Origin of the sequence: Flavobacterium sp., assembly GCF_044369455.1 — a bacterium.
Lineage (GTDB): Bacteria > Bacteroidota > Bacteroidia > Flavobacteriales > Flavobacteriaceae > Flavobacterium.
In genome coordinates this window covers 1-22,762 of sequence record NZ_JBIPLW010000014.1, presented here as the reverse complement: position 1 = coordinate 22,762, position 22,762 = coordinate 1, and the positions used below count along the sequence as shown (strand labels likewise).

Here is a 22,762-nt window from a genome sequence, read left to right as displayed (position 1 = left end):
ACGAATGCTACAACAAAAATAACATTCCAAAATTAGTTACAAGATAGCAAATGAGTATTTAAACGTTTTGAATTAGAATTTGCTGTTTAAGAAACTCGTTTGGCAATACAAAATGTGCTCACTCCAAAGGGAAAACGGACTACTTTAAGCAATTTATTTTCTAAAATAATTAGATTTAAAAGCATCCTATTTATATAAGTATTTCCTATTGAAATGTCACTTTCTCCAGACTTATTCTTTTGAAAAATGGAAGTCACCTTTCTGAAGAAATATACCGGTAAAAACAAAAAGAAATTCCAATAACTTGATTTTATGATTTCAAGATTTTCAGCTACTAATTTTGCTTTTAGTTCACTGTTAGTATAACGTCTGAAGTGCCTATTCACTTCGTCGTGATAACTCCATAATGACATAAAAGCAGGAACAAAGACATACATTTTACCGTCAATTTTAAGTAAATTATTCCAATTTTTTAATGCTTTTTTATCATCCTCTAAATGTTCTAAACAATCAGATGCAATAATAATATCAAAGGTTTCGGTTAGTGTAATATTTTGGGCATCCATAACATAACAATGCTTAATACCATTGGCTTTACAGTTTTCTATAGCCGTTTCACTGATATCAACTCCAAAAAGGTTTTCAGTTTTAAATCCTATACTTTCAAGGTCTTTTAAGAATATTCCAGAAGAGCAGCCAACATCTAATATTTTGCTTTCTTTTGGAGCATCTTTTATTAAATCGAGCAAATATTTTCTACGCGATTTGAACCACCAATGGTCAATTTCAACGTCATGATATTTCTTTTCAAATTCTTTTTCCATAACTGATTAATCTACTCTTTTATCAATAAAATATCTAGGTCTTTGCTTTACTTCTGAATATATTTTCCCGATATATTCGCCGATAATTCCGAAACAAAACAGTTGCACTCCGCCCAAGAAATACATGGGTAAAACCGTAGAAAGCCAACCTGGAACTACATCTCCGGTATGGATTGCAAACACGGCGTAACCGGTCATTATCAAACATGCAAAAAACACCGCAAATCCTATGATGGTAACTAATTTTAAGGGATAATTACTAAATGAAGTTACCCCATTCCAAGCAAAAGCAGCCATTTTTCGAAAAGGATATTTAGATTCACCTGCAAAACGTTCTAGCCTGTCATAATAAACAACTTCACTTTTAAATCCAATACTGGGAATAATACCACGAAGAAATAGATTGACTTCTCCAAACTCCGCTAATGCTTTTAAAACTCGATTGCTACATAATCTATAATCAGCATGATTATGAACAACATTGACTTTCATTAGTTTCATTAGTTTATAAAAAAGCAGGGCTGTATTTCGTTTAAAAAAAGTATCGGTTACTCTTTCTTTTCGAACGCCATAGATGACATCAGTTCCAGATATGAATTTTAAAATCATTTCTTCTATAACACGAACATCATCTTGTAAATCGGCATCAATAGAAATTAAAGCATCGGCTTCCTCTTTAAATGTGAGTAATCCTGCCAAAAGTGCTTTTTGATGCCCCACATTTCCCGCTAATTTTAAACCTTTTACATGAATTAATTTAGTAGCGAGTTCTTCAATACAACACCATGTAGTGTCTTTGCTTCCGTCATCAACAAATACAGCAAAACTCATTTCTGAAATGATATTACGTTCAACTAAATCTAGAATAATTTCATTCAATTGTGCTGCTGTTTCAGGCAATACTAATGCTTCATTATAACAAGGAGAAACTATTCCAATGATAGGTTTTTGTTTGGTTTCCATTAGTTAGTTTGTGTATTATTAGGAAAAACAAATTTAGCAATATAATTGACTTTATTTTGTATCCATTTTATTCGATACAAACCAGCAGCACTCATAATGTATAATGCGACTCTAGCAGGGAACATATAACGTGGTTCCATATAAGTCAATCCATGAAAAATTAACAAGGCAACAATCACAGCCCAAAACAACCAATACTTTAAGAGATTTTTCTCTTTGAGAAGGAAAATAAAAGCGCCAAAAAGCAATAGTATATTCACACAATTAATAAGCAACATAAATAACCAATAGGCAGTTGTTCCTCGGATTGGCCCAAGATGAAAATCTTTTGGCTGAACACTATTGATAAAATAAACATGTCCGTAAAAACATTTTACAAAAAACTGCCGAGTAAATAATAATGGATTTTCGATGGCATCATTGATTAAAAACTCTTTGTATACTTCGATTGATGAACGATTTGTTTTTTCAATTACAGTTGCTAATACTGTATCGCTTTTAACCCAATTTTGATAATCTTTGCTATCGGCTCTGTTATCATTATCCCAAAAACGAAAATCAGTTGGTTCTTCTCTAAATTGAAATCGACCAAGATGAGCAACATAGTAAAATAAGCCTTCTTGATTACTATTTGATTTTGTTCTAGTGATTGCTTTCGCCATTTGTAAAACTCCAAAACCTAATAATCCGACAAGAGTAAAAGTGAACGCTAACTTTTTACCATATAAACTAAAGAACTCTTTACGTTTAAAAAAGGAAAAACCAATTATCACAAATCCTAACCCAAGAATCAACATTGTATTTGGTCTATTTAAAATTAAAAACCATAATCCTATTATTAAATAAATCCAACCTTTCTTTTTATTCGGATTAAAAAATGCAATTGACCAGCCATAAAGCGCTAAAGTCAATGAAAAAAAAGCAGGCACTTCTGCTAAAATTCCCAATGAATAATAACAATGAATTGGAAAAATAAACAAAAGTCCAATGGCAAGAAGACCAACTTCTTTTGAAAACAAAGAATTGGCTATTTTAAATATCAGTAATAAACTAATCGTAACTATAATAAAGGTAAACACAGTGGCATAGGCCCAAAGTTGATTGTCTGTAGCTTCTGAAGAAGCAATAAAATATGCTGGAGTATAAAAAATAATAGGTCCTGGTGCTTTGGTAATGGTAACTTTATCAAAGCCAATATCGCCTTTTAAATAACGTGCCAAGTTTTTTGATTCAACGTGAAAGGTATCATCCCCAAAAGGTTTTGCTTTAAAAGGTAAATTAAGAACGATTATCATCATTAAGGATGAAATCAAAACAATAAAGATGTTGATTCTTTTTGTTGAAAAGGTATTTGTAATCATATGGGCTGCTGCAAGAAATAGTGTCGAAAAATAATAAAAAATCCCGAGCTTTTGCTCAATTTGAAATTAAAAGAAGTACTGTCATTGGCCGTCAGGTAAATAAACTTTAGTTCATCAAAAAAAAGTATCGAGAAGCTATATGTAAGATAAAGCTTCTCGATACAATTTTGTTTCACAAAATCACTCGAAGTGACGTCTGTATAATTTTTATGATAAAGCTATTTTAACTTGATCAGCAGCTTCTTGAAATTGTACTGCTGATAAAATTGGCATTCCAGAATTATCAATTAATTCTTTGGCAATTTCGGCATTGGTTCCTTGAAGACGCACAATGATTGGCACTTTTATTGCGTCACCCATATTTTTATAGGCATCAACTACACCTTGTGCTACTCTATCGCAACGAACAATTCCACCAAAAATATTAATTAAAATGGCTTTTACATTTGGATCCTTTAAAATAATTCTAAAAGCTAATTCAACACGTTTTGCATCGGCAGTTCCACCAACATCAAGAAAATTTGCCGGTTCAAAACCTGCATATTTAATCAAATCCATAGTTGCCATTGCCAAACCTGCACCGTTAACCATACAACCTACTGTTCCTTCTAAGTCAACATAATTTAATCCCGCTTCTTTGGCTTCAACTTCAATTGGATTCTCTTCACGAATATCGCGCATGTCGGCATACTTCGATTGACGGTATAGCGAATTATCATCAATATTTACTTTGGCATCGACTGCCATAATTTTATTATCCGAAGTTTTTAATACCGGATTAATCTCAAACATTGAGGCATCTGAACCTATATAAGCGTTGTATAATGAATCAACAAATTTTACCATTTCTTTAAATGCATTTCCAGAAAGCCCTAGATTGAAGGCAATTCGACGAGCTTGAAATCCTTGTAAACCTACAGTTGGATCAATCTCTTCTGTAAAAATTAGATGTGGTGTGTGCTCGGCAACTTCTTCAATATCCATTCCGCCTTCGGTAGAATACATAATCATGTTTCTAGCTTTTGCTCTGTTTAACAGAACTGACATGTAAAACTCTGACGTTTCACTTTCTCCAGGATAATAAACATCCTCAGCAATCAAAACTTTATGCACCCTTTTTCCTTCTGGAGGTGTTTGTGGTGTTTTTAGCATCATCCCAATAATTTGCTCTGAAATTTCTTCCACTTGTTGCAGATTCTTAGCCAATTTTACGCCACCACCTTTTCCTCTTCCACCCGCGTGAATTTGAGCTTTAATAACATGCCAACCTGTTCCCGTTTCGGCGGTTAATTGTTTTGCAGCAGCCACAGCTTCTACTGGACTATTAGCAACAATACCACGTTGAACGCGAACGCCATAACTTGCTAAAATTTCTTTTCCTTGATATTCGTGAATGTTCATATTGAAGATTTTATTACTTTTAAAGTGCCACAAAAGTAATTAATTAGAATTAAACCTAAAAGAAATGAATACCATTTTAGTATATTTTTTAATTCGATAATTTTTATTTCTTGAAACGCAACCTTTTTTTTATATGGTATCTATTTTTTAAATCAAAAACTATGAAAAAAACAATTTTTATCACGCTCTTTTTTTTAAGTGTTTCACTATTAAGTTGTAGTAATGAAAACAACATTTCAAGAAATGATTCTGTTTCAGGTCGATGGAAGTTAGTGAAAGTAACGGGCACATTTGGTGGTATCAATGACAACTATACTTATGGATTAGTTACTTGGGATTTTAATCCCATAACACAAACAGTTACTGTTGTAAACAACAATTCGAATGCAAATTTGTGGGATGTGTTGGAAACGGGAGTGTATAATTATCAATTTGTCAACAATCCAAATTCAACATGTGGTGAAAGTATTGAAATTGATGGTACTGTATTTGGATGTTATTCGGTAGTTACTGATAGTCTCGTAATCGATCAATCAATAGCTGATGGATTTGCAATTACATTAAAACGTTAGTAAAGCATTTTTATTTCTTTAACTTCATATTGAATAATACTATCATTTTCGTGCAAAACTTCGAGTTTTCCGTCTTTATGTACTCTTTTTATGATACCCATAAAACGATTACCCATTTTGTCTTCAAAAGCAGATGGGTAATTTAATTTGTATAAATTTTCGTGGTACGCTTTCCAAAGAAACTCCGTATTTTTTGTCATTACTAAAATCCTTTCTTTTATAGATTCTTTCAACAAAACAGCAATTTGTTCAGATTCATATTGATTACCTGTAATCAAAGACAACGACGTTGCTTGAGGAAGAGCAATAAAGTTAGTTTGATTTAAATTTAATCCAACACCAATAACGCTTGTAAAACTTACTTCAGACTTCAGGGAATTTTCAATTAGTATTCCTGCCACTTTTTTTGAATCTGACATAATGTCGTTGGGCCATTTTATTGAAATGTTTGGGATATTAAAAGTATTTAAAACATCTACTACAGCTAGAGCAGCTATAATAGTTAAGGTAAATATTGTATTATCTCTGGATGAAAAATCTTTAATTAACATGCTCATGGTTAAATTTTTACCTTTTTCAGAGACCCATTTTGCACCCATTTGACCTTTTCCATTAGTTTGCTCATTTGCAATTACAACAGTGTAATTATCTAGGTCTGATTCTTTAAATAATCGTTTTAAATAGTCATTAGTTGAATCAATGGCATCGAGTTTGATTACTGTCATAGGATTACAAAAAATATTAACGAATTTTAAACTTTTGTTCAGCAAAATTAATGACAAAAAGTAATACATTTGCAAAACATATATAAATAATAAATGACGAAGAAAGCGGCTAACACAGATGTTCTTTTGGCAAACATCATAAAAGGAATTGAAGAAGTAAAAGGAAATGATATTGACATATTAGATTTGAGAGCAATAGATACTGCAGTTTGCGACTATTTTATTATATGTAACGGGAATTCTAACACACAAGTTAACGCTATCGTTAACTCCATCCAAAAATTAGTTTCTAAAGAATTAAAAGACAAACCTTGGCACGTTGAAGGGACTGATAATGCCGAATGGGTTTTAATGGATTATGTAAATATAGTAGTTCATGTTTTCCAAAAACAAATTCGTGAGTTCTATAATATTGAAGGACTTTGGGGTGATGCTAAAATAACTACCATTCAAAATAAATATTAAAAAATAGCACCTAGAATAAAAAATGGCTAACGAAAAAAAATCAAATAATTTCAAAATAAGTCCGTGGTTAATTTATGTAGCAATAATTATTGGATTTTTTGCGCTTAATTACTTTGGCGGTTCTGGTTTTCAAGATACCACAAAAATATCGTATTCAAAATTCAATGAATATTTAAACAAAGGGCAAATTGAAAAAGTAATCATCTACAATAAAACAGAAGGTGAAGCGTATCTGACCAAAGCAGCTCTAAACGATAAATCTAATGCTAAAGTAGCAAAAGACATGCTGGGGAATCTAAACAAAGGTCCGCATTACTCTTTTGATATTGGGAACGATGAAGTTTTTCAGAACAATATAGAAAAAGCAAAAACAGAAGGAAAAATAAAAGATTTTGATTTTAAGGCAAAAAGCAATTGGTCTGAACTTTTAATTACATTGCTTCCATTTGTCATTATCATTGGCCTTTGGATATTAATTATGCGAAGAATGTCGGGTGGTGCTGGCGGTGCTGGCGGTCAAATTTTTAATATCGGAAAATCTAGAGCTAAACTTTTTGACGAAAAAACGGAAGTTAAAACAACTTTTAAAGATGTTGCCGGATTAGAAGGTGCCAAAGAGGAAATACAAGAAATTGTAGAGTTTCTTAAAACCCCCGAAAAATATACCGTTTTGGGCGGAAAAATTCCAAAAGGTGCTCTTCTTGTTGGCCCTCCAGGAACTGGAAAAACATTATTGGCCAAAGCCGTAGCTGGTGAAGCAAAAGTACCTTTCTTCTCTTTATCTGGTTCTGATTTTGTGGAGATGTTTGTTGGTGTGGGAGCTTCTCGTGTGCGTGATTTATTCAAACAAGCCAAAGACAAAGCACCGTCCATTATTTTCATTGATGAAATTGATGCTGTTGGTAGAGCAAGAGGTAAAAACAATATGTCAGGCGGAAATGATGAACGTGAAAATACATTAAACCAATTACTCACCGAAATGGATGGTTTTGGAACAAATACACACGTTATCGTCATTGCTGCGACTAACAGAGCGGATGTTTTAGATAAAGCATTAATGCGGGCTGGACGTTTTGACAGACAAATATATGTTGACTTGCCGGACATTAGAGAAAGAAAAGAAATTTTTGAGGTTCATTTAACTCCGCTTAAAAAAGTAGAAGGATTAGATACCGATTTTCTAGCCAAACAAACTCCAGGATTTTCAGGTGCCGATATAGCTAATGTATGTAACGAAGCTGCCTTAATTGCTGCCAGAAATAACAAAACCGCAGTTGACAAACAAGACTTTTTAGATGCTGTTGATAGAATTGTAGGTGGTTTAGAAAAGAAAAATAAAATTGTTACTACTGATGAAAAAAGGGCTATTGCAGTTCACGAAGCAGGTCATGCTACAGTTAGTTGGATGTTAGAACACGCAGCGCCATTAATAAAAGTTACGATAGTTCCTAGAGGACAAAGCTTAGGTGCCGCTTGGTATTTACCTGAAGAAAGATTGATTGTTCGTCCTGAACAAATGTTGGATGAAATGTGTGCCACAATGGGAGGAAGAGCTGCTGAAAAAGTTATTTTTAACAAAATTTCAACTGGTGCATTAAGCGATTTAGAAAAAGTTACCAAACAAGCTCGAGCTATGGTGACCATTTATGGTCTAAACGAAAAGTTAGGAAACATTACTTATTACGATTCGACCGGGCAAAGTGAATACAGTTTTTCAAAACCCTATTCAGAAGATACTGCCATGACAATTGATAAAGAGATTTCAACCTTAATTGAAACGGAATATCAAAGAGCCATAAAAATATTACAAGAGAATAAAGATAAATTAGAACAATTGGCAAATATCTTAATTGAAAAAGAAGTCATTTTTAAAGATGATTTAGAAACAATTTTTGGGAAAAGACCATTTGAAATTCAGGCAGAAGAAACGGATATCGTATAAAAAGATACGTTTTTTAACATTTCTTTAAAATCTTAATTCAAAACTAAGTTTTGAATTAAGATTTTTTTATCTTTGAAGGATTTCAATTTAGAACCTAGATTATACCAAAACAAGCATGAGTCTTTTCAGAAAAATTTTTGGCACCGGTAATGATGCCTCTGACGAAGAAAGTCAAAGCGAATTCAATAATGTTCCTTCTAGCTTTTCACTACTTCCTGTAGATGAAAAATTTACTTATAATTTCAAAAAAAATGGTGGTAAGTTTTTATATTGTGAAAACATAAACGAGGTAAAAGATCAATTTCTGAATATTTTAGAAGAAAATGATTGGTTTGAGTGCGAGGCTTTATGCTATGAACCCAAGCTTTTTAGCATCTTAGATGAGAACAAACTGACCTATGACAAACCCGCTAATCCAGTATTTTTATTTGCTAGCTGTGAAAACTTGATTGCTGACGAAGGTTCTGTACTATTTTCTTCTAATCAAATTAAGCAAAACAAACCAAATGATTTGCCAAGCAACATCATTATTTTAGCAACAACAAGTCAAATCCTAGAGGCAAAAAGCGATGGTCTTCGCGTCATAAAAAAGAAATACGATAGAGATTATCCAACGAATATTACGACTATAAAATATTTTGAGAAAGCCAAGGATGAAGACTTTCTTCAATATGGAAGCACTGCAAAAAATCTATATCTGCTGCTTTTAGAAGATTTGTAAAATGAACGAATCGTTAAAGAGATTATTATCAGGTGTCGTTTATGTTGCACTTCTTTTAATTGCTACTTCTTATTCTATTACTAGCTTTTATTTTCTTTTTGGGATTTTTATGTTGATTGCCATTTATGAGTTTTGTCAGTTAGTCAATTTAAATAAAATACTTCCTTTACTTTTTGGTGCATTTACTTATGTTTTAGCCACTCAGTTTAAAACAAGCCAGACCAATAATATTATACTTTTACTGGCAACACTTTTTGTTTCTATCAAATGCTTACACCTACTTTTTATTTCAAAAAAAGAAAAAATTGATAATGTATCAAAGTACATTTATGTTATTGGTTATGTTATTTTCCCATTCCTATTAATCACAAAAATACCGATAGGAAAATACGGCTATAATCCCAAAATCATTATCAGTATTTTTATTCTGATTTGGACTAATGATACTTTTGCTTATATTGTTGGAAAATCGATTGGAAAAAATAAATTATTAGAAAAAATATCACCAAAAAAAACAATTGAAGGATTTCTTGGAGGTGTTTTTTTTACTGTAATTGCAAGTTATTTGATTTCTAAATTTTATACCGAAGGCTCACTTTTTATTTGGATAATAATTGCAATACTAGTTAGTTTTTTAGGCACATTAGGTGATTTAATCGAATCTAAATTTAAAAGAATTGCGGGTGTAAAAGATAGCGGAAGTTTAATGCCTGGTCACGGAGGTATTTTAGATCGCCTAGATAGTATTATATTTGTAGCACCATTTGTTTATTTGTTTTATCAAATTTTATATTATGTTTCATAAAGAAGGCGGAAAAATTATTTTAATTGCAACTACAGTAACCGTGATAATCTTTCTTTTATCACACAAACTAACTTCTATACTTTGGTTAGAAAAAACCATTCAAATCATAACCTTAATTTTTCTGCTTTTAATTTTGCAGTTTTTCAGAAATCCAAATAGAAGAATACAACCAAATGAAAAGGTTGTCTTGGCTCCAGTAGACGGAAAAGTGGTTGTTATAGAAGAAGTTCTTGAAGAAGAATATTTTAAAGACAAACGATTACAGGTTTCGATTTTCATGTCGCCTATAAATGTGCATGTAACCCGTTATGCAGTAAGCGGAAAAATAAAATATAGCAAATACCATCCCGGAAAATATTTGGTTGCTTGGCATCCTAAAGCGAGTACTGAAAACGAACGAACTACTGTGGTGATAGAAACTAAGGAGTTTGGAGAAATTCTTTACCGTCAAATTGCTGGAGCTTTAGCGAGACGAATTGTAAATTACGCTGAAGAAGGTATGCAAGTTCAACAAGGCGATGATGCAGGTTTTATTAAATTCGGCTCAAGAGTAGATTTATTTTTCCCATTGGGAACCCAAATAGAAGTTAAACTTCAACAAAATGCAGTTGGAAACCAAACAGTACTTACGTCAAATGTATAATTTTAAATGGACGAAGCAGCATTAGATATTCGATTTCAAGAAGCTGTAGAAATTGCTACACAAATGTCACAATCTTCGCTCCCGCAAGATGTACAATTACGGTTGTATGCCTATTATAAACAGGCTACTTTTGGCACTATTAACTACAACCAATCATCCGATTTTGATTTGAGAAATGCTTTTAAAACGAATGCTTGGATGCAGATAAGCCATCTCACAATTGAAGAAGCCAAAGAATTATATATAGAAGCTATTCATGCTATTGCAAATGAAAATAAATAGATTATGAAATCGCAGATTCTCTATCCAGTATACCGGCAAGGCGTTTCGGGTTACGAAAACAAATCAAAAACAAACTTTTTAATGTTGAATAAAAAGATTATTTCACTTGTATTATGCTTCTGCTTCGTTCTTGTTTTACCGTCTTGTAAAAGAAAAAAGCTTACTGAAGTAGTAGAAGTTCCGCTGCCATCAGCAAAAGAAAAAATAACTATTGGTCAGCCCGATGATGTTACAGCAGATGAAGGTCAATTCCCTCTGGTAAAATTACCTTTTCAATATAATGAACTAGAACCTAGTATTGCTATATTGACCATGGAAGTACATTATTCTAAACATTATTTAACTTATACAAACAATCTAAATAAATTAGTTGCAGCTGACACAACCTTGAAAGATTTAACCATTGAAGACCTATTAAAAAAAGCAGATGGTAGTAATGCCGATTTGAAAAATAATGCTGGTGGCTATTATAATCATAGTTTTTTTTGGGAAGGAATGGGGCCGAAATCTGGCGGACAACCAAAAGATACATTAGCTTCAGTTATCTCAAAAAACTTTGGCAGTTTTGAAAATTTTAAAACACAATTTTCTGACACTGCAGAAAAGCAGTTTGGTTCAGGATGGGCATGGCTTGTTTTGGATAAAACTGGAAAACTACAAGTTACTAGTACGCCAAATCAAGATAATCCTTTAATGCCAAAACAGACGGTTTCAGGAACACCGCTTCTAAACCTTGATGTTTGGGAACATGCTTATTATTTAGATTACCAATACAAACGTAAAAGATATATTGAAAACTACTTCAAAGTTATCAATTGGAAAAAGGTCTCTGAGCGGTATGAAGAGGCGATAAAAAAGTAATAAAAAAATCCCTATCAGTTTTAGATAGGGATTTTTTTGAGCTTTACCAAATAACAACTCTGTCTTTTTCTGCCAGATACATTTTATTTCCTGGTTTCACATTGAATGTTTTATAGAATTCAGGAATATTCATCAATGGACCATTAACTCTAAACTGCGCTGGTGAATGCACATCAGACATAAGTTGTCTTGCTATTGATTCGTCTTTTGCCTGAACCATCCATGCATATCCATAGGCCAAAAAGTATCTTTGCTCCGGTGTTAATCCACTAATTTTTTCTTTATTTTTAAATTGTGACGTCTTTTTGAATGCTTCAAATCCCATCACTACTCCACCAAGATCAGCAATGTTTTCCCCTTGCGTTGCCTCACCATTGACAAACTTACCTTTAAGCGGTTCAAATTTGTTAAATTGAGCAACAATAGCTTTGGTTTTTTGAGTAAACTTTGCTTTGTCTTCTGTTGTCCACCAATCATTCAAATTGCCTTTGTCATCATATTGACTACCTTGATCGTCAAAACCGTGTGTGATTTCATGACCAAAAGTAGAACCTCCAATAATACCATATAAAATAGCATCATCAGGCATTCTACCTTCAAAACCAGGGACTAAAATATTACATGCAGGAACACATATTTCATTATTGCTTGGATTATAATAGGCATTATACGTTTGCGGAAACATGCCCCACTCTGTTCTATCAACTGGATTTCCATATTTATTAATCATATAATCATAGGACCATTTATTAACTGCCATAACATTGGAGCAATAGGTATTTCTATTAATTGAAACACTACTCATGTCTTTCCATTTATCAGGATAACCCACTTTCATCACAATCTTACTCAATTTGAATAGTGCCTTTTTCTTAGTTTCGTCACTCATCCAATCCAATTTCTTGATGTGTTCAGCATAGACGTCTCGAATATTATTTCCGATTTCTAAGAGCTTTTCTTTGGAACCTTTAGGTAAATAATTTGCAATATAAACTTGTCCAATTAATTCCCCCAAAGACCCATCTGTTTGTTCTACAATTCTTTTCCATCTGGGCTTTTGTTCTTTTACGCCATTCATAACCGTTGAATAGAAATAAAAATTTTGAGTTTCAATATCTTTATTCAAATAAGAAGCATAGGTATTTATCACATCCCATTTTAAATAGGTCTTCCACTCTTCGATGGAATAGGATGCTACCACTTTATTTAAACCTTTGAAAAATTCTGGTTGGCCAACAATAACGGTATCTGCTTTTGTAATGCCTAATTTGGGCAATACATTTCCCCATGCAATAGAAGGTGTTAAAGCTTTGAATTGCTCCAAAGTCATTTTATTATAGTTTTTTATAGGATCACGAAGTGCTTCTAATTTTCTAGAATTTTTTGCTAAATCGGTTTCTAATTTCATTATTGTTGTTGCAATACTATTGGCTTTTGTAGTTTGAACACCAGTAAGCTCCATTATTGCTTGAATGTGCTTCACATATTCGTTTCTGATTTTTACCGTTTCAGCATCCGTATTAAAATAATATTCTTGCTGACCTAAACCCAATCCGCCTTGTCCAAAAAATAAAGCATTTTTAGAACTTATCTTATCATCTTGACCAACATAAAAAGAGAATGCGGGTCCAGCACCAATTGTATGAAGATAACCAATTGTATTCATTAAAGTTGGTATATCTTTAATAGCTTCAATTTGAGAAAAAGAGGCAGCCAATGGTTGTAAGCCTACTTTATCAATAGTTATGGTGTCCATTCCTGACGCATAAAAATCGCCTATTTTTTGTTCGTTACTTCCTTTTTCTGTTCCTGTATTTTTGGCAGATTTTTCACAAATATCTTTTATTTGGGCATTAATTGTATCTCCAATGGTTCTAAAAATACCATTACTACTTTCACTACTCGGAATAGGATGCTTTTTAAACCAATTTCCATTAGCATAATGAAAAAAATCATCTCCAGGAACCAACGTTGTATCCCTATTAGTAATTAATGGATCCTCATATTGAAATTCTTTTTTGTTACAACTTATTAATAATACAGCTGCCAGCGCAGTAAATGAAAGTTTGTTTATTATTTGCATAAATTATTGGTTTATTAATGATTAATCTGAAAAAATATAATGTTAACAAATATATTGCATTTGAATATTTTTATATGCCCTAAAGCAAAAAAAAGTGCTTGATTATCTCAAGCACTTGCTACTAATAATCTGTTTTAAACTATTTTTTCTCTTCTGCTTTTTTAGCAGCACAACATCCACCTTTTTTCTCGGTAGTAGCACAAGATTTTTTTTCAGCTTCTGAACACGATTTTTCAGTTTTTGCTTTTTCTTTCTTTTTACCTTTTGGAGTTTCGCTTGCATTTGCATTTATCGAAAACAAAAAGGCAACAACAGCCATCATCGAAATTAAATTTTTCATTTTATAGTTTTTTGAATTAATAATAATCGTAACAAGGTCAAATGTAATTAATTTTTATTGTTACTTCTATATTTTAACATTCTCTTGTTTGTTAAAATTATATTTTGATAATTTACAATAATTTTAATAATACTGCGTTTTATAATGTAGTAATTTGCGTTAAACTATACACAATTATGGATACAATTAAAATTCTTTGGGTTGATGATGAAATTGATTTATTAAAGCCACACATCCTTTTTCTAGAAAAGAAAAATTATAAAGTAACTACCTTTAATAATGGTCGAGATGCCGTCGATGCTTTTGAAGATGGTAATTTTGACATTGTTTTTCTTGATGAAAATATGCCTGGAATGAGCGGTCTAGAAACACTTGCAGAAATGAAAGAAAAAAAGTCAGCTACACCCATGATTATGATTACTAAAAGTGAAGAAGAATATATCATGGAAGAAGCCATAGGCTCTAAGATAGCTGATTATTTGATAAAACCCGTTAATCCAAATCAAATATTATTGAGTTTAAAGAAAAATTTAGATCATTCCCGTTTAATTTCTGAGAAAACCACCTTGGATTACCAAAAAGAATTTCGAAAAATTGCTATGGAAATGGCTATGGTGAAAACGTATGAAGATTGGGTAGAGTTGTATAAAAAACTATTGTTTTGGGAATTAGAATTGGAAAATATCAACGATCAAAGTATGTTTGAAATTCTAGAAAGTCAGAAGGTGGAAGCCAATGCGCAGTTTAGCAAATTTATTGAGCGTAATTATGAAGATTGGTTTGCTCCAAAAGTTGACACCCGAGGCAAAGCCGAACTGAGCGAAGCTAAACCAATACAATCACACACATTATTCAGAGAATTAGTCGTTCCTGAATTGGTAAAAAAAGACAAGCCCGTACTATTTATAGTCATCGATAATCTTCGTTATGACCAATGGAAAGCAATGGAAAGTGTGGTTTCCAAATACTATAAACTAGAAAAAGAAGTACCTTACTACGCTATCTTACCAACAGCAACACAATATGCCCGAAATGCCATTTTTTCGGGATTATTACCAATAGAAATGGAAAAACAATTTCCACAATATTGGAAAAATGATGTGGAAGAAGGTGGGAAAAACCTATATGAAGCCGAATTTTTAACGGCTCATTTAAAACGATTGGGATTAAACATCAAACAAGAATATTTTAAAATTACTAATTTAACCAACGGTAAAAAACTAGCCGAAAATTTTAAAGGACTTAAAGACAATGACTTGGTTACAGTAGTATATAATTTTGTCGATATGCTTTCTCATGCCAAAACCGAAATGGATGTGGTTAAAGAATTGGCTTCCGATGATAAGGCCTATCGCTCATTAACCTTGAGTTGGTTTAAAAATTCTCCGCTTTTGGAAATCATTCAACAAGGACAAAAATTAGGTTTTAAACTCATAATCACTACCGACCATGGAACCATAAATGTAAAAAATCCATCAAAAGTAATTGGCGATAAAAACACCAGTTTAAATCTACGCTACAAAACCGGTAGAAGTTTGACCTATGAAGACAAAGAAGTTTATGCTGTGAAAGATCCGAAAAAAATTGGTTTACCAGTCATCAATATGAGTAGTTCGTATATTTTTGCAAAGAATGATTATTTTTTGGCCTATGTCAACAATTACAATCACTATGTGAGCTATTACAGAAATACCTATCAACACGGCGGAATTTCAATGGAGGAAATGATTGTACCTTTTTTAGTTTTTAACCCTAAGTAAGCTAATAGTTTGTGGTTTATGGTTTGTCGTTGTTTTACTATAAACCATAAACCATAAACCATAAACAAACCATGGAAATTATATTTTCAATTGACGAAATACAAGAAGTTGCCAATAAAATTATTGAAGAAAACCCAAATAAAGTGATTCTTTTTCATGGAAAAATGGGCGTTGGAAAAACTACATTAATTAAAGCTTTGGCAAAAGAACTTGGTGTAAAAGATGCTACAAGTAGTCCCACATTTTCATTAGTTAACGAATACCAAATTGATAGAAATCAATATGTGTATCATTTTGATGTCTATCGTTTAAAAAGTGAAACCGAAGCAATGGACATGGGCATTGATGAGTATTTATATTCTGGAAATTGGTGCTTTATTGAATGGGCTGAAAAAATTCCAAATCTTTTGCCTGAAAAATATTCCGAAGTGACTATTTTACTTCTTCCTGACGAAAAAAGAAAGGTATTATTTAGTTATTAAAAAACTTTGTTGTCCAATAAAAAAGAGTAAATAAATTTTTAACCCAATGTTTATGTTAGTGGCAAGCATAAACGAACGACCCTGCAAACAAGAGACATATGAATATTTTACAGAAAATAGCAAGACAAATAATTAAGAAGTCGTTCAACTTTTCGGTTTGGACAATCGAACAATTTCACGACAAAAATTACTATGCTGATCAAGTAGAAAATTTAAGAAAATATCCAATTGGAACATTAGGACACGACATTGCTAAATGCCTTGACGACAATAAACTTGGACTTGTTCCTAACTATGAAAGCCACGACCTAAAACACGTTCTGCTCGACTTTAAAATGACACCTGTTGACGAAATTAGAATGCAGGCTTTTATGTTAGGAAACGGAAATTATACAATTCCTTGTTTTGCTATTCTGACATTTGGAGCAATCCTGTTGCCAGACGAGTGGTCGACATTTTATAAAGATTTTAAAAGCGGACAAAAATCCAAACCTATTTCAAGTTGGACAATTGAAAAATATGCTGATTTCCAAACACAAACATTAAGAAAACAAGTAATTGAAACGAGAACTGAAAACCAAAAAACATTAAATATGAAGACTATTACTAAATACGGAGCATTATCTTCAATTATTGCAGGAATATTTGGAATGCTATTTTGCTTGCCATTTCTATTTTCTTCGAACATTGCGGACTTAGTTGGAGCAGGTTTTCCTTTTGTTGGTGGAGCAATATTAACAGTAGGCGGACTATTTACACTTTCAAATTTAACAAGACAAACACCAAAATATGTCTAACGAAATACAAGAAATGCCAGCCACTAAAAGCTTCACGATGAATTTTAACAGGTCGCTCCTCTGGAGCTTATTTTTTGAATAACATCTTTTCTACAAACAGTAAGTCCCGATGGGACTAAAATAGCTCCTTTAGGAGCGAAATGTTTGTAGAAAATTGAATTTTTATTGAAAATATAGCTCCATCGGAGCGTCCTGTTTATTATTGATTAAAACTTATCGGACAACAATAGTTTCATATATCGAATTCTATAAAGAGTGTCTAAAAACAAGCAAATCAATTGAAATGCTTATAAATAGTAGCTTTTCAATTTTTTATCGGTCAACAATGATTAAAAAATCTTTTTTTTAATTCTGCTTAAAGTTTCTGGTTTAATTCCTAAGTAGGAAGCAATATATTGCTGTGGAATTTCGGCAATTACTTTTGGTCGTAGTTCAAATAATTTCAAATACCGTTCTGTTGGACTATCAAAAATAAAGGATTGTTGTCTTTCTGTACCTAGAAAAAATAACATTTCATATAATTTGAAAAATAAAAATAAAATTCTTGGATTTTGAAGTGCAAGATCTTCAATATTCGAAAAATTGGTTTCAAAAACTTCACTTTCATTCAAAAGTTGGACATTCATCATCGTTGGTTTTTGTGTTCTAACCGAAATCATATCACTAAACATTGAGGGACCAAAAACAAAATTTGTAGTATAATCTACTCCATCTTTCAAAAAATACGCTCTAAGAATACCTTCATTAACAAAATACATTTTCCTTACCACTTCGCCCTCAATAAATAAATGATCTTTCTTTTTTACATTCAATGGCACAAAAATACTCGCTAATTCTTGAATTTCTGAACTAGTAAGATTGGTAAATCTATCGGTAAAAATTTTTAAACGCGCTTCCATAAGATACTAGTAAAGGTAAATTATTTATGTAAAAGAAAAACTTACTGAATCTAATAAATTAGTCCAGTAAGCTTTAATCAAGAAAAAATTATTAAAACTGAAATTTATAACCAAAATCAGGAAAAAATCCAATTTGATATACTGTATCTACTCTATTAGTCAAGCGATTGTATCTATCAACAAAGATATTATCATTGTTGGTAACATTTTGTAAATCAACATAAAACTGATGCGATTGTTTTTTTGTTTTACTATTGATTTTCATACCAAATTTTAGGTCAATTCTAAAATAGGGATCATATTGTTTACTAAATGCTTTAGTATCATCGGTAATTTCATAACCCGCAGCATTTGACGCTGCCAAATCTACTGGAGTGTAAAACCTTCCGCCAGCAGTTGTGATTTTTGTATTTATAGAAAATATGTTTCGTTTTTGCTTTCCAATTTTAAACTCTTTTCCTGCCAAAGCATTAATAACATATCGATTGTTAAAAGGGGAATTGCGTTCTATGCCATCACTCCCTTTGTATTTACTTTCAAAAAATGAAGTAGTAAATAACCCGTGATATCCCTTGCTGAAAAACTTTTCCAATGTAAATTCAACACCTTGATTGAAACCCGTTCCCTTGCTTATCAATGAAGGTTTATCAACCGAAAAACCAAAATCAGCACCTTCGGTTAAGGATGAATAACTGGAGGCAAATTTTTCAACAGCGGCTTTTTCGATGCTTTGATAATACAATTCTACTTTTCCCCGCCATTTATCGGCAAGTTTTACATCATAACCAAGAACAAAATGTTGACTGCTCACTAAGTCAAGGTTTTTGTTGGTTTCTACTAAGTTACCACCAACATCTCCTTTTTGAAATAACAGTGGCGCAACTACGTTTTGATGATGCAAACCATAGCCAAAATTGAAACTGTGTTTTGGTAAAAATGCCCAAGTAATAGATGCTCTTGGTTCCACTACAAATTGTTCGTTCAAAGAAAAATATTGAGCGTGTAATCCCGAATTTAAGGTTATGGTTTGGGTTAATCTAAATTGTCCTTGTGCATAAGGTTGAATAATTTGATAGCTACCATTAGTATCATATATTGAAACAAAATCGGGTAAACCATCACCGTCGTTATCGGCTTGTCTGTCTCGATCAGTTAAATTGGCATCCAATGAAAATTGTTCAAAAAGTAATCCTGTTCGAATGGTGATTTTACTGTTTAACTTAGAATTAAATAAGGTGGAAAAAGTAATTCTAGATTCGGTATTATCATTTTCTGTATATCGTATTTTCTCTTCTTGTGGTGTTTCAAAATTTATATATCGGTCTGCATCATACGTGTTTGATGAAGTGGAACCACCAAGTATTGTTTTAAAAAATGAATTTTCATTAATTTTAATAGTATGTTTTATACCAACTGCTCCAAAATTTGAGGTAACAAAAGCATCCTCATCTTTGGCAGCAAAAAGATCGCTTGCATCAGCATCTTTTCCAATAAAATCAATATTGGATGTACCAGCAACACCAAAGAAAGATAGATTTCCCCATTTTCCTGTACCAAGATCAATATTAAAAGACAAATCATTATAGTTGGGTTGAGCCGATGTACCTCCAGCTCCAAAAAATCCTGCAACACCATACCTTCCAGCGACTAAAAATGATCCTTGTTTTTTGCCAAGTGGTCCTTCAGCCATAAACTCTGCACCAGGAAAAGCACCAATACTTGCTGTATATTCATAATCATCTTTATTCCCTTTTCTAAAATTCAAATCAAAAACACCACTAATAGCATTTCCGTATTCGGCTGGAAAAGCAGATGTCATAAAATCGGAATTGGCTAATAAATTTGGGTTTAAAGCCGAAACAGGACTACCTGTTGTGCCAAGTGTAGAAAAATGATTTGGACTAGGAACTGGAATTCCTTCAATTCTCCATAACATTCCGGATGGCGAATTTCCTCTAACCACTATATCATTTCTACTATCATCTGCGGTAGAAACTCCAGCAAAATTTGCTGCTAATCGAGCTACATCGCTTCTACCTCCAGCATATCTATTTACTTCTTCAACCGTAAATTGTCTGGTAGAAACAGCAGCCATTTTGTTTATTGGTTTTACTTTACTAAACTCATTTTTGATGACAATTTCTTCCAACTTATTAAATGATTCGATTAAAACAATGGTCAAATCCAAATCTTTTCCAGTAGTAACCTCGAGTTCTGAAACTATTGCATTTTCATATCCAATAAATGAAACCGTAATCGTTTGCCTTCCAATTGGCACAGCTTTCAAAACAAAACTACCTTTTTCGTCACTAGTTGCCGCTAACTCCTTATTGGCATTTAAAATAATACTAGCTCCAGCAATGGATGATTCTGATTGTTTATCAATAATCTTACCTTTAATTACACCTGTTTGTGCAAAAGTTACTGTACTAAGTATTACAAGTACTATTTGAATTAATTTTTTCATTTTTAATTTTTTAATAATTTATTTCTACAAACGTATAGCATTTCAAAACCATAAAAATTGATTAAAGTCAAGAAAAATGAAATTAAACTACAGTGTTATTTTACCAAAACTTTTTTTATCTTAGACAAATATTATTTATCAGATAAATTATATGTCATTAACTCCTTTCACAAAGCAACAACTTTTACCTCAAGAAGAAAAATTAGAAGTATATCGTCATAAAAGCGAACTCTTTATCGGAATTCCAAAAGAGACTTCTTATCAAGAAAGACGTATTTGTTTAACGCCTGATGCTGTCAATTCGCTTACTTCACATGGTCATAAAGTAATGATTGAATCGGGTGCGGGATTGAGTTCTAGCTATACCGACAAAGAATTTAGTGATGCAGGAGCAACAATTACCAAAGATGTTAAAAAGGTATTGAGTTGTCCAATGATATTAAAGGTAGAACCTTTAACCATGGAGGAAATTGAATTAGTGAACATAAACGCTATTGTGATTTCGGCCATTCAATTGAAAACTAGAAAAAAAGAATATTTTGAAGCCTTATCTAAGAAAAAAATTACTGCACTTGCTTTTGAATATATCAAAGATGAAGATGGTTCGTATCCTGCGGTAAAATCCTTAAGCGAAATCGCAGGGACAGCTTCGGTTTTGATTGCTGCCGAATTGATGATTAACAACGAATTCGGAAAAGGATTATTACTCGGAAATATAACAGGAGTTCCTCCTACTGATGTTGTGATTCTTGGTGCGGGAACTGCCGGAGAATTTGCAGCCAAAACAGCGTTGGGTTTAGGTGCCAATGTAAAAGTTTTTGACAATTCTATCACCAAACTGCGCCGATTGCAAAATAATTTAAATCAAAGAATATTTACGTCAACCATACAGCCGAAATCATTATTAAAAGCTTTGCGAAGATGTGATGTTGCCATTGGGGCTCTACGCGGCAAAGAACGTTGCCCGATTGTAGTTACCGAAACTATGGTAGAACACATGAAGAAAGGTGCCGTAATCGTTGATATCAGTATTGATACTGGTGGTTGTTTTGAAACTTCGGAGGTGACCACGCATGAAAACCCAACCTTTATTAAAAACAATATTATTCACTATTGTGTTCCAAATATTCCTTCGCGTTATTCTAAAACTGCTTCACTTTCAATTAGTAATATTATTACACCTTATTTACTGCAAATTGCCGAAGATGGAGGATTAGAAAGTGCCATCCGTTGTAACAAAGGACTTAAAAACGGTGTGTACCTTTATCATGGAATTTTAACGAACAAAGCCATTGGTGATTGGTTTAACCTTGCTGATAACGATATTAATTTGATTGTTTTTTAAAATAAATCTTCTTAAAAATTTAAAGAATATCAAACATTGATTACTTTTGCTAATCGGGACCTTTAGATCGAAACGTTGCGAATTAAAAAATTAATCTACTATATGATAGCCGAGCATTAAAGTGCCGTTAAATAATAATTTCCTAAGGCTATTACATGACCAATAAAAAACAATAACACACTCATGAAATTTTATCAACGATTTGCCTACTATTTAATAGGTCTGGTTATTGGATCTTTTTTTGTTGCGGCAGTACTCAGTGGAAAAGACACGCGCTGCAATTATTTTCCTAATGCACGGGTTTTAAACGACCTTAGGACAAAACCATTTCAGTATGATATTGAAGCTTCCAGAAGACTTTCTGAGGACTGGGTAGACACGATAGATATAAAAAATACTTTAACCTATGGAGATGTTGATTTTGATAAAAGTAATATCAAAGAAGAAGGCGGAAAATTGTATATCATTTATGGTAAAACCAAAAAAAACAAAGAAATAACTTTAGAAGTAATTAATTATGCCGACAAAGCTGTTTTAAGGAATATTATTCTAAAAGATAAATAAGACATCCGCCAAGATAAGTAGTTTGGCTTTTTTTATGGCGAGTTCTCGTTAAATAAAAAAGACTGAGCTATTCGTTCACATGAGCGAAGCAACTGCCGAAGAAATCTTTTTACTGTTTATAAAATTTTGATTAAAAAATGGCCTTACTTAAAACAGTAAAAAGGATGCCACTACTACCTGCTTTTCGGTAGGTAGGTCCCTCACGCACTACCCAATAAAAAAAACGCCATTTTTGCCTAATGACTACTGCCTTATTCTAAACAAAAAATCCCCATCAAATAAATGATGAGGGCTTTCTAAAAAAAGCCTGCCTGCCGACAGGCAGGGCAGCGGATCAACCTCGTCCTTAGACGAGGGACACGCTGCTCCTATAAAAAAAAGAACCCCAATCTTTTCAGATTGGGGTTCAAAGAATCTGAAACAAGTTCAGATTAAAAAAAGGCAGCGACATACTCTCCCA

Annotated in this window: 22 protein-coding genes; 13 read left to right on the top strand and 9 right to left on the bottom strand. The window is 32.5% G+C overall.

The annotated features are described in order from the left end of the window. Positions 1–86 precede the first annotated feature (86 nt). The 4 genes from ACIQ2L_RS11935 to sucC all read right to left on the bottom strand — a co-directional run bounded on the left by ACIQ2L_RS11935 (position 87) and on the right by sucC (position 4,549). Positions 87–824 (bottom strand): class I SAM-dependent methyltransferase, encoded by a 738-nt coding sequence (locus ACIQ2L_RS11935; protein ID WP_396159096.1) that lies wholly within the window; start codon positions 822–824, stop codon positions 87–89. 6 nt (positions 825–830) lie between these two features. Beyond that, entirely contained in the window at positions 831–1,787 is a 957-nt protein-coding gene (locus ACIQ2L_RS11930) for a glycosyltransferase family 2 protein (protein ID WP_396159094.1), read from the bottom strand. Beyond that, on the bottom strand, positions 1,787–3,148 hold the full coding sequence (locus tag ACIQ2L_RS11925; RefSeq protein WP_396159092.1) for a hypothetical protein: 1,362 nt from the start codon (positions 3,146–3,148) through the stop codon (positions 1,787–1,789). The genes ACIQ2L_RS11930 and ACIQ2L_RS11925 overlap by 1 nt, the downstream gene beginning before the upstream one ends. A gap of 207 nt (positions 3,149–3,355) precedes the next feature. Next, on the bottom strand, positions 3,356–4,549 hold the full coding sequence (sucC, locus tag ACIQ2L_RS11920) for an ADP-forming succinate--CoA ligase subunit beta (RefSeq protein ID WP_396159090.1): 1,194 nt from the start codon (positions 4,547–4,549) through the stop codon (positions 3,356–3,358). A gap of 161 nt (positions 4,550–4,710) precedes the next feature. Between sucC and ACIQ2L_RS11915 the strand changes: the two genes are divergently transcribed. Then, positions 4,711–5,121, top strand: coding sequence for a hypothetical protein (locus tag ACIQ2L_RS11915; RefSeq protein ID WP_396159088.1), 411 nt, complete (start codon positions 4,711–4,713; stop codon positions 5,119–5,121). Here the strand turns inward: ACIQ2L_RS11915 and ACIQ2L_RS11910 are convergent. Further along, positions 5,118–5,846: a biotin--[acetyl-CoA-carboxylase] ligase gene (locus ACIQ2L_RS11910; RefSeq protein ID WP_396159086.1), complete on the bottom strand. Its 729-nt coding sequence runs from the start codon at positions 5,844–5,846 to the stop codon at positions 5,118–5,120. The genes ACIQ2L_RS11915 and ACIQ2L_RS11910 overlap by 4 nt on opposite strands. A gap of 93 nt (positions 5,847–5,939) precedes the next feature. Here ACIQ2L_RS11910 and rsfS point away from each other — a divergent pair, with 93 nt between their 5' ends. From rsfS to ACIQ2L_RS11875, 7 genes are all read left to right on the top strand, one after another. Beyond that, complete coding sequence (gene rsfS, locus ACIQ2L_RS11905) at positions 5,940–6,311, top strand: ribosome silencing factor (protein ID WP_396159084.1); 372 nt, start codon at positions 5,940–5,942, stop codon at positions 6,309–6,311. Between the two features lie 22 nt (positions 6,312–6,333). Next, positions 6,334–8,253: an ATP-dependent zinc metalloprotease FtsH gene (gene ftsH, locus ACIQ2L_RS11900; protein WP_396159082.1), complete on the top strand. Its 1,920-nt coding sequence runs from the start codon at positions 6,334–6,336 to the stop codon at positions 8,251–8,253. Between the two features lie 115 nt (positions 8,254–8,368). Next, positions 8,369–8,974: a lactate utilization protein B/C gene (locus ACIQ2L_RS11895; RefSeq protein WP_396159080.1), complete on the top strand. Its 606-nt coding sequence runs from the start codon at positions 8,369–8,371 to the stop codon at positions 8,972–8,974. Position 8,975: 1 nt separating this feature from the next. Next, complete coding sequence (locus ACIQ2L_RS11890) at positions 8,976–9,779, top strand: phosphatidate cytidylyltransferase (RefSeq protein WP_396159078.1); 804 nt, start codon at positions 8,976–8,978, stop codon at positions 9,777–9,779. Next, positions 9,769–10,422: a phosphatidylserine decarboxylase family protein gene (locus tag ACIQ2L_RS11885; protein WP_396159076.1), complete on the top strand. Its 654-nt coding sequence runs from the start codon at positions 9,769–9,771 to the stop codon at positions 10,420–10,422. Before ACIQ2L_RS11890 ends, ACIQ2L_RS11885 begins: the two co-directional genes overlap by 11 nt. A 6-nt stretch (positions 10,423–10,428) precedes the next feature. Next, positions 10,429–10,704, top strand: coding sequence for an acyl-CoA-binding protein (locus tag ACIQ2L_RS11880; protein WP_396159074.1), 276 nt, complete (start codon positions 10,429–10,431; stop codon positions 10,702–10,704). A 3-nt stretch (positions 10,705–10,707) separates the two neighbouring features. After that, positions 10,708–11,565, top strand: a complete 858-nt coding sequence (locus tag ACIQ2L_RS11875; RefSeq protein WP_396159072.1) for a superoxide dismutase — start codon at positions 10,708–10,710, stop codon at positions 11,563–11,565. A 43-nt stretch (positions 11,566–11,608) separates the two neighbouring features. Here ACIQ2L_RS11875 and ACIQ2L_RS11870 read toward each other — a convergent pair whose 3' ends face one another. Together ACIQ2L_RS11870 and ACIQ2L_RS11865 are read right to left on the bottom strand one after the other, a co-directional pair. After that, positions 11,609–13,648: a M13 family metallopeptidase gene (locus ACIQ2L_RS11870; RefSeq protein ID WP_396159070.1), complete on the bottom strand. Its 2,040-nt coding sequence runs from the start codon at positions 13,646–13,648 to the stop codon at positions 11,609–11,611. Between the two features lie 139 nt (positions 13,649–13,787). Continuing rightward, positions 13,788–13,988 carry a hypothetical protein gene (locus ACIQ2L_RS11865; RefSeq protein WP_396159068.1) on the bottom strand — a complete coding sequence of 67 codons (201 nt, stop codon included), beginning with the start codon at positions 13,986–13,988 and terminating at the stop codon, positions 13,788–13,790. Between the two features lie 176 nt (positions 13,989–14,164). On the opposite strand from ACIQ2L_RS11865, the gene ACIQ2L_RS11860 reads away from it, so the two are divergent. The 3 genes from ACIQ2L_RS11860 to ACIQ2L_RS11850 all read left to right on the top strand — a co-directional run bounded on the left by ACIQ2L_RS11860 (position 14,165) and on the right by ACIQ2L_RS11850 (position 17,027). After that, entirely contained in the window at positions 14,165–15,748 is a 1,584-nt protein-coding gene (locus ACIQ2L_RS11860; protein WP_396159066.1) for a PglZ domain-containing protein, read from the top strand. 71 nt (positions 15,749–15,819) lie between these two features. Next, complete coding sequence (gene tsaE, locus ACIQ2L_RS11855) at positions 15,820–16,230, top strand: tRNA (adenosine(37)-N6)-threonylcarbamoyltransferase complex ATPase subunit type 1 TsaE (protein ID WP_396159064.1); 411 nt, start codon at positions 15,820–15,822, stop codon at positions 16,228–16,230. A 98-nt stretch (positions 16,231–16,328) separates the two neighbouring features. After that, complete coding sequence (locus ACIQ2L_RS11850) at positions 16,329–17,027, top strand: hypothetical protein (protein WP_396159062.1); 699 nt, start codon at positions 16,329–16,331, stop codon at positions 17,025–17,027. A 329-nt stretch (positions 17,028–17,356) separates the two neighbouring features. Here ACIQ2L_RS11850 and ACIQ2L_RS11845 read toward each other — a convergent pair whose 3' ends face one another. Both ACIQ2L_RS11845 and ACIQ2L_RS11840 read right to left on the bottom strand, forming a co-directional pair. Beyond that, positions 17,357–17,926, bottom strand: a complete 570-nt coding sequence (locus ACIQ2L_RS11845; RefSeq protein ID WP_396159060.1) for a Crp/Fnr family transcriptional regulator — start codon at positions 17,924–17,926, stop codon at positions 17,357–17,359. A 91-nt stretch (positions 17,927–18,017) separates the two neighbouring features. Next, the gene (locus ACIQ2L_RS11840; protein ID WP_396159058.1) at positions 18,018–20,393 is read right to left on the bottom strand and encodes a carboxypeptidase-like regulatory domain-containing protein; all 2,376 of its coding nucleotides are present in this window, start codon (positions 20,391–20,393) and stop codon (positions 18,018–18,020) included. A gap of 151 nt (positions 20,394–20,544) precedes the next feature. Here ACIQ2L_RS11840 and ACIQ2L_RS11835 point away from each other — a divergent pair, with 151 nt between their 5' ends. Next, positions 20,545–21,738: an alanine dehydrogenase gene (locus ACIQ2L_RS11835; RefSeq protein ID WP_396159056.1), complete on the top strand. Its 1,194-nt coding sequence runs from the start codon at positions 20,545–20,547 to the stop codon at positions 21,736–21,738. A gap of 183 nt (positions 21,739–21,921) precedes the next feature. Then, positions 21,922–22,302: a DUF4258 domain-containing protein gene (locus ACIQ2L_RS11830; RefSeq protein WP_396159054.1), complete on the top strand. Its 381-nt coding sequence runs from the start codon at positions 21,922–21,924 to the stop codon at positions 22,300–22,302. The last annotated feature ends 460 nt before the right edge of the window (positions 22,303–22,762 follow it).

Coding starts and splice junctions, on each gene's coding strand:
- ACIQ2L_RS11870 (WP_396159070.1), bottom strand. CDS start 13,648: ATGCAAATAATAAACAAACTTTCATTTACTGCGCTGGCAGCTGTATTA.
- ACIQ2L_RS11925 (WP_396159092.1), bottom strand. CDS start 3,148: ATGATTACAAATACCTTTTCAACAAAAAGAATCAACATCTTTATTGTT.
- ACIQ2L_RS11865 (WP_396159068.1), bottom strand. CDS start 13,988: ATGAAAAATTTAATTTCGATGATGGCTGTTGTTGCCTTTTTGTTTTCG.
- ACIQ2L_RS11830 (WP_396159054.1), top strand. CDS start 21,922: ATGAAATTTTATCAACGATTTGCCTACTATTTAATAGGTCTGGTTATT.
- ACIQ2L_RS11930 (WP_396159094.1), bottom strand. CDS start 1,787: ATGGAAACCAAACAAAAACCTATCATTGGAATAGTTTCTCCTTGTTAT.
- ACIQ2L_RS11915 (WP_396159088.1), top strand. CDS start 4,711: ATGAAAAAAACAATTTTTATCACGCTCTTTTTTTTAAGTGTTTCACTA.
- ACIQ2L_RS11935 (WP_396159096.1), bottom strand. CDS start 824: ATGGAAAAAGAATTTGAAAAGAAATATCATGACGTTGAAATTGACCAT.
- ACIQ2L_RS11880 (WP_396159074.1), top strand. CDS start 10,429: ATGGACGAAGCAGCATTAGATATTCGATTTCAAGAAGCTGTAGAAATT.
- rsfS (WP_396159084.1), top strand. CDS start 5,940: ATGACGAAGAAAGCGGCTAACACAGATGTTCTTTTGGCAAACATCATA.
- ACIQ2L_RS11875 (WP_396159072.1), top strand. CDS start 10,708: ATGAAATCGCAGATTCTCTATCCAGTATACCGGCAAGGCGTTTCGGGT.
- ACIQ2L_RS11850 (WP_396159062.1), top strand. CDS start 16,329: ATGAATATTTTACAGAAAATAGCAAGACAAATAATTAAGAAGTCGTTC.
- ACIQ2L_RS11885 (WP_396159076.1), top strand. CDS start 9,769: ATGTTTCATAAAGAAGGCGGAAAAATTATTTTAATTGCAACTACAGTA.
- ACIQ2L_RS11895 (WP_396159080.1), top strand. CDS start 8,369: ATGAGTCTTTTCAGAAAAATTTTTGGCACCGGTAATGATGCCTCTGAC.
- ftsH (WP_396159082.1), top strand. CDS start 6,334: ATGGCTAACGAAAAAAAATCAAATAATTTCAAAATAAGTCCGTGGTTA.
- ACIQ2L_RS11835 (WP_396159056.1), top strand. CDS start 20,545: ATGTCATTAACTCCTTTCACAAAGCAACAACTTTTACCTCAAGAAGAA.
- tsaE (WP_396159064.1), top strand. CDS start 15,820: ATGGAAATTATATTTTCAATTGACGAAATACAAGAAGTTGCCAATAAA.
- ACIQ2L_RS11890 (WP_396159078.1), top strand. CDS start 8,976: ATGAACGAATCGTTAAAGAGATTATTATCAGGTGTCGTTTATGTTGCA.
- ACIQ2L_RS11910 (WP_396159086.1), bottom strand. CDS start 5,846: ATGACAGTAATCAAACTCGATGCCATTGATTCAACTAATGACTATTTA.
- ACIQ2L_RS11840 (WP_396159058.1), bottom strand. CDS start 20,393: ATGAAAAAATTAATTCAAATAGTACTTGTAATACTTAGTACAGTAACT.
- sucC (WP_396159090.1), bottom strand. CDS start 4,549: ATGAACATTCACGAATATCAAGGAAAAGAAATTTTAGCAAGTTATGGC.
- ACIQ2L_RS11860 (WP_396159066.1), top strand. CDS start 14,165: ATGGATACAATTAAAATTCTTTGGGTTGATGATGAAATTGATTTATTA.
- ACIQ2L_RS11845 (WP_396159060.1), bottom strand. CDS start 17,926: ATGGAAGCGCGTTTAAAAATTTTTACCGATAGATTTACCAATCTTACT.